General features: G+C 65.1%; 6 protein-coding genes. 3 read left to right on the forward strand and 3 right to left on the reverse strand.

The genetic code is table 11. The features are described 5' to 3' along the window. The 3 genes from A2J02_RS02075 to A2J02_RS02085 all read right to left on the reverse strand — a co-directional run. Positions 1 to 998, reverse strand: a 998-nt coding sequence (locus A2J02_RS02075) for a L,D-transpeptidase (protein ID WP_231911396.1), incomplete at its 3' end; no start/stop codon positions are given. Between the two features lie 85 nt (positions 999 to 1,083). Continuing rightward, positions 1,084 to 2,634: an MBL fold metallo-hydrolase gene (locus tag A2J02_RS02080; RefSeq protein ID WP_068046118.1), complete on the reverse strand. Its 1,551-nt coding sequence runs from the start codon at positions 2,632 to 2,634 to the stop codon at positions 1,084 to 1,086. A gap of 62 nt (positions 2,635 to 2,696) precedes the next feature. Then, positions 2,697 to 3,713, reverse strand: coding sequence for a UDP-N-acetylmuramate dehydrogenase (locus A2J02_RS02085; RefSeq protein WP_068046121.1), 1,017 nt, complete (start codon positions 3,711 to 3,713; stop codon positions 2,697 to 2,699). Between the two features lie 57 nt (positions 3,714 to 3,770). On the opposite strand from A2J02_RS02085, the gene A2J02_RS02090 reads away from it, so the two are divergent. From A2J02_RS02090 to A2J02_RS02100, 3 genes are all read left to right on the forward strand, one after another. After that, positions 3,771 to 4,280 carry a DUF2505 domain-containing protein gene (locus A2J02_RS02090; protein ID WP_068046123.1) on the forward strand — a complete coding sequence of 170 codons (510 nt, stop codon included), beginning with the start codon at positions 3,771 to 3,773 and terminating at the stop codon, positions 4,278 to 4,280. 11 nt (positions 4,281 to 4,291) lie between these two features. Continuing rightward, positions 4,292 to 4,795, forward strand: a complete 504-nt coding sequence (locus A2J02_RS02095) for a DUF2505 domain-containing protein (RefSeq protein ID WP_032380350.1) — start codon at positions 4,292 to 4,294, stop codon at positions 4,793 to 4,795. A 113-nt stretch (positions 4,796 to 4,908) separates the two neighbouring features. Next, the coding region (locus A2J02_RS02100) for a class I SAM-dependent methyltransferase (protein WP_068046127.1) at positions 4,909 to 5,533 on the forward strand (625 nt) is incomplete at its 3' end.

Below are 5,533 nucleotides of genomic sequence, written 5' to 3' on the forward strand. Positions count from 1 at the left end.
GTGGTCAGCGGATTGGCGTGGATGAATTCACCGTTGTTGGAGATGCGCACCGCCCAGCGTTCGCGAACGTTCTCGTAGAACGGCGGGTTGGACATCAGGAAGTCCTCGTGCTTCTCGGTGACGACGTGGATGCCGCTGCGGGTGACGTTGCGATCCTCGTTGCCCTCGCCGTAGCTGACGGGGATGTCCATGATCGTCTGGCCGTCACGGACCACCTGCATGCGGTGGCTGGTCGCGTCGGCGATGACCACCTGGCTGCGTCCGATGCTGAAGTTCAGGGTGACGTCGTCGGCACCGTACGCGCCGTCGCCGTAGTTCACGCCGTAGAGCTTGGCGTCCACCGAGACCGTCGTGCCGGGAGCCCAGTAGTCGGTGGGACGCCAGTGGATGCGCGAGCCGTTGTCGTCGGGGAACCAGGCCCACGCGCCGGGCGTCGGCGGGTTGGTGGTCACCGTCAATGCCTTCTCGACGGCCGCCTTGTCCGCGATCGCCGAGTCGAACTGCAGGATGATCGGCGCGGCGATGCCGACTTCCTGGCCGTCGCCGATGTTGGTGCTCACCGACGTACGGCTGTCTGGTTCGACGGTGGTGAAGGCCCCGGTGATGTCGACGGTCTTGTTGTCGCTGCCCAGTGCGGTGCCGGACCATGTGTACTGCACGCCGTAGCCCAGGGGCTCGGTGACGGCGTACGAGGTCTTGTCGGGCGAGAGCGCGCCCTGGACGACCTTGCCGTCGGGGTTGGTCAACGCCACCTGGGTGAGCGTTCCGTCGGCGACCGAGACCGAGATGGGCGCGACGGGACTGACGTCGACGGCACCTGCGACCGGGTTCTCGGTGACCTGGGCGACGGGAGCTGCCGCGGTGGTCGGGGCCGCGGCACCCGAGCTGCCATCGCCCGATCCGACGGTGCAGCCTGCCACGAGTGCCACCAAGGCGACGAGCACGGCGATCAACCACACCGTGCGCGTCCGTTTTGTCTGTTCTACCTGCTCATGCACGTTGTCCAACGTACCTGCGTCTGCGAACTACCCCGATTTTCGGGGGCAGGATCACAGGTGCAGGAGTGGAGCCTGCGGAATGAACTCAGAGTTTGCGCGTGCGCAGTTCGTGGCCTTTCGAGGTGAGGCAGCGGCCGGTCTCGAGGTTCCAATCCCATCCGTGCAGATTGCAGGTGAGCTTCTTTCCCTCGACGATGCCGAACTTCGTCAGGTCCGCCTTCAGGTGTGGGCAGCGGCGTTGGATCTCGTAGCCGCCCATCGTGATCGTGGCGGTGTCGTCGTGCGCCTCGGAGAACCAACCGTCTGCGTAGGCGATGCGCTCGTCGGTGAGGCACTTGAAGAACGTGTAGAGAAACTCGTTGTAGCCGCCGACGCGTCGGGCCCGGAAGCGGGTGGACAGGAAGATCGAGTTGACCCAGTCCGGCTCCTGGTCACGTATGGCGGTGCGTACCAGCTCCGGTGGGATGGTGAAGCTGTAGCGGAACTTCTCGTCCGAAATCGGTTCGCGCACAATCCGTTTCGGAAAGTCGAGTACGACGGTTTCGTCACCCATCGTGATTCCGACGGGGTAGCCGATGCCGTCGCAGATCAGATCGGTCTGCGCCATGATCGGCTCGAACAGGCCTCGCATCGGTTCGAGCAGGGGCTCGCCCTCGGCCGGAGCCCAGGCTGCCTTCTCGGCAGCGATGACCGACGCCTGACGCTGGGCGTAGGCCTCGATGTAGTCGGCCTTGCCGGTCGTGAAGATGGCCTCGGCTTCGGCGGTCGGGATCGGATGCTCGTGCGAGAGCAATTCGGAACCGTCGAAGGTTGCGGCAGTGCCCGGCATCATCAGCAGGCCCTTGTCGTGCCCGTGCAGTCGCATCTGCTCGAGGAACACCATCTGGTCCGGGAACACGTTGGCCGGGGCGCCGTAGACGTCGTTGAGCGAGCGCAGCTCGTCGTCGAGGAAGCACGGCGGGCCCGCGGACGGAATCACCCACGTCGAGCCGACCTGTTCGATGTACTGGCGCGCCCGATCCATCTGACGCTGACGCTTCTGGATGCCGAAGTTCTTCTTCGCGCGCGAGACCATGTCGTAGACCATCGGGTACCAGATCGCGCCCGAATACTGCAGCATGTGCACGTCCACGGGACCGAAGTTCTCGGTCATCACGTCCAGGTCCACCGGCCTCGCGTCGTTCATGTTGAACGCGACGGTCTTGCCGTCCGAGACAACCAGACCCGAGTCGCCGATGGGACCGTCTGCGGGCGCACGCAGCGCGATGATCATGATGTCGAGATCGCCCTTGGGCCCGGAGATCGTGTGCTTGACCGAGTCCGTCGTCTCGTAGAACTTGTGGAACCCGAGCTTCTCGAGCTCGTGCTTGAGATCGAGCACCGGATAGTCCGGCAGCAGAACCGTGGCGTCCTTGTTGACGTGCTCGGCCAGATTCTTCGGGTCGAAGTGGTCCTTGTGCAGGTGTGAGACGTAGAGGTAGTCGCAATCACCCAGAGCGTCCCAGTCCAGGCCCGAGTTGTCGGGAAACGGGAACCACGACGCGTAGAACGACGGGTTGACCCACGGATCGCACAGGATGCTTCCGGCGTCGGTCCGAATATGGAATCCCGCATGTCCCACGCTGGTGACCTGCACTGATTTACCTCCTACGAGCTTTCACTTGCAAAGCTCCATCGTATGCGCCGTTTCGACCGGTCCTAACCCAGCGCGCAGTTGACGAGGTCACACTCGGGCGTGAGCGTGACGCCGAACTTCTCCTGCACCCCGTCTCGCACGTGCGCGGCCAGCGCCATGATGTCCGACGCGGTGGCCCCACCCCTGTTCGTGACGGCCAGCACGTGCTTGGACGACAACGCTGCGGTGCCGCGCCCGAATTCGGTGCCGTAACCGCGCGGAAAGCCCGCGTTCTGGATCAGCCAGGCAGCCGGGATCTTGGTTCCCGCGGGGTCGGGGAAGCTGGGTGCGTGCGCGGCGGCCTCGGGCACCTCGGGCAGTACCGGGTTGAGGAAGAACGAACCGACGCTCCACGTGTCGTGATCGCTCGCGTCGAGCACCATGCCCCGCTCACCGCGCAGAGCCAGCACGGCCGCGCGTACGTCCGGCACCGGTACGACGTCACCGATCTGCACGTCGAGACGCTCCGACAACGCCGCGTACCGCACCGGAAGCGACTCGGTCGTCTTCTTCAGCGCGAAGCTCACGTCCAGAATCACGTACCGCGAGGACCGCTTGAACACCGACGATCGATGCGTTCCGAAACCACACTGCTCCGGCGTCCACACCGAAGTCTCCTGGGTCTGTCGGTCGTAGACGGTGAGAGCGTGCAGCAACTCCGACGTCGACGCGCCGTACGCGCCCACGTTCTGGATGGGCGTCGCGCCGGTGGTTCCTGGAATGCCCGACAGCGCCTCCATGCCGGACAGCCCCGCATCGATCGTCGCCTGCACGACGGCATCCCACTCGACACCGGCGTCGACCGTCACGATCTCGCCGTCGATGTCCAGCCGCGAACCGGTCACCCGAATCACTCGGCCGTCGAACCCCTCGTCGCCGACGACCAGATTGGATCCACCGCCGACGACCAGCACATCGGTCTCCGCGCGATCCGCGTCGCGCACGAGGGAGACCAGCTCGTCGCCGGTCGTCGCGACGCAGAATTCACGGGCCGGGCCGCCCACCCGAATGGTGGTGAGCTCCGAAATTGCAGTAGGCACGGACTCTCACGCTACCGGTCGCGCACAAGCGTCGGACCCACCCGGTAACCTGCGGGGATGCCTCGCCCCATTGAGCACAGCTCGACTGTGCCCGCCTCCGCCGACAAGGTCCACGCTGCACTGACGTCCGAGCAGTACTGGAAGGACCGCATCGAGCAGATCGGCGGCCCCAGTGCCAGCGTGAAGAGCATCACCGTCGGCGACGGCACCATCGACGTCGTCATGACCCAGGCCGTCCCCGAAGAGGAGTTGCCGGCCGCGGTGACTGCGTTCAAGAAGGGCGACCTCATCATCGAACGCACCGAGAGCTGGGGACCGTTCGACGGTACCCACGCCGCCGGCACCTTCGGAGCGACCGTCGAAGGCGCACCGGCCCGCATCACCGGCACCACCACGCTCGACGCCACCGGCGAGACGACGACCATCGCACTGGCCGGCACCACCGAGGTCAAGGTCCCCATCTTCGGCGGCAAGATCGAAGCGATGATCAGCGAGCAGGTGCTCTCGCTCATCGACAACGAGCAGGACTTCACCGGTAACTGGATCGCCGCGCAGGGCAACGGCTAGCCTGGCGCACTATGGCTCGCCGAATGAACTACTCCGCCCGGTTCACCCACTCGACGCAGCAGGTCTATGCAGCTCTCTCCAGTCGCGATCACTGGGATGCGCGCATCGAGGAGATGCGTAAGTACTCGGAGAACGAGCTGAAGAGCTTCGAGGTGTCCGACGCCGGAATCGACATCGTTATGCACCACGTCATCCCGCGCACCGAATTGCCCGACATCGCGCAGACGGTGATGAAGAAAGACATGGTCATCACCCGCAACGTGCACTTCGACGCCTACGAGGAAGTCACCGCGGGCCACTACGACGCGTCGATTCCGGCCGGACCCGGCTCGCTGAAGGGCACCACCTCGCTCTTCCCCACCAACGGCGGTTCGACGCTGCGCACCTCCTCCGAGGCCAAGGTCTTCCTGCCGTTCATCGGCGGCAAACTCGAGCAACTCATGCTCGTCAACCTCATCGACCTGTGGCGCGGTGAAGGCGAAGTAACCGCCGACTGGCTCGAAAAGAACGCCTAGCCCTGAGCAAACCGAACAGGGGTCGTTCCGCAGGCTCCACTCCTGCCCCCGAAGGCGTCATCACCCGCGGCACCACCGGCATCAATCGGTTGCGTCGTAGCGACCGGTGGCTGATGCACAGTCCCGATGTTCGACGCGTTCTGAAGGGCTCGCCCGATCCCCTCGTCGTCGACCTCGGGTACGGGGCGATGCCGAACACGACGCGCGAGCTGGCCAGTCGACTGCGCACCGTCCGGCCCGATCTCCGAGTCACCGGTCTGGAGATCGACCCCGCACGCGTCGTTCCGGGGAGTGACGGCGTCGAGTTCGCCCGCGGCGGTTTCGAGCTGGCGGGATTGCGTCCCAACCTGGTCCGGGCGTTCAACGTACTGCGGCAGTATCCCGAGGACGCGGTACCTGCTGCCTGGCAACGCATTCTGTCGGGCCTGGCACCGGGCGGCCTGCTGATCGACGGCACCTGCGACGAGCTCGGTCGACGTTGCGCCTGGGTGTTGCTCGACGCCGATGGGCCACGTTCACTGACGCTGGCATGGGATCCGTTCGACATCGAGATGCCGTCGGACATCGCGGAGCGGCTACCGAAGGTGTTGATTCATCGCAACATCGAGGGTGAGCTCGTGCACGATCTGCTTCGACGGGCCGACAGAGCGTGGTCGGTGTCGGCACCGCTGGCACCGTTCGGGCCTCGAATTCGATGGCGCGCGGCCATGAAAGTGCTTGCCGAACAGGGTCTTCCGA

It is taken from the genome of Rhodococcus sp. EPR-147, from assembly GCF_001647185.1.
GTDB lineage: Bacteria > Actinomycetota > Actinomycetes > Mycobacteriales > Mycobacteriaceae > Rhodococcoides.